The sequence below is a fragment of the Bacteroides cellulosilyticus DSM 14838 genome (assembly GCF_000158035.1).
In the GTDB taxonomy this organism is placed as follows: domain Bacteria; phylum Bacteroidota; class Bacteroidia; order Bacteroidales; family Bacteroidaceae; genus Bacteroides; species Bacteroides cellulosilyticus.
On record NZ_EQ973505.1, the window covers coordinates 1 to 717 of the forward strand.

1 protein-coding gene is annotated in these 717 nt (G+C 34.9%); it reads left to right on the forward strand.

Annotated elements, in window-relative coordinates:
- Nucleotides 1–701 (forward strand): YjbH domain-containing protein (locus BACCELL_RS25350; protein ID WP_007215042.1); only part of this gene is annotated, 701 nt, incomplete at its 5' end.
- Nucleotides 702–717 lie beyond the last annotated feature (16 nt).

Here is a 717-nt window from a genome sequence, read left to right on the forward strand (position 1 = left end):
TATTTCCTCAATATTCTTACGGAGTTACAGGGTTGTTGCATTCTCCTTCGGCGGAAATGCAGCAAGATAAAACCGTTATGATTGGTGGGGGATTTTTAAATGAGAACTTAACTCCTCCTCGATTTAATTATAATACATATAATTACTACTTGAATGTAACCATTTTCCCTTGTTTGGAAATAGCATATACTTGTACCCTTTTTAAGGTAACTCCTCAATGGGGAGTACAATCTCAAATGGGAAAGTTCACTAATCAGGATCGGTATTTCTCTCTTCGGTTAAGGGTTTTGAAAGAAGAACAATTCTTTAAATATATGCCAGCAGTAGTTTTAGGCACATCTGATCCGTTTACAGAAAGTAGGGGTGGAGAGATAATGCCTTCGGGCGATGGTGGTAATGGATATTTTTCTCGCTTTTATGTTGCAATGACAAAACATATTCCAGTAAATAAAGAAGAATTAGGACTACATGTATCTTATCTTTATAACCGTCGTAATGATTACCATCTGAATGGCATTGCCGGAGGAATAACTTATTCCCCTTCCATGTTATCTGATTTGAGATTAATAGCTGAATATGATTCACATGATATTTTGATAGGAATGAATTATCTTCTCTTTCATCATTTTTTGGTACAAGCAATGATGCAGAAAGGGAAATATTTCTCCTGCGGACTTACATATTTGATTCATTTAAAATAATTCGATATAGTAGATC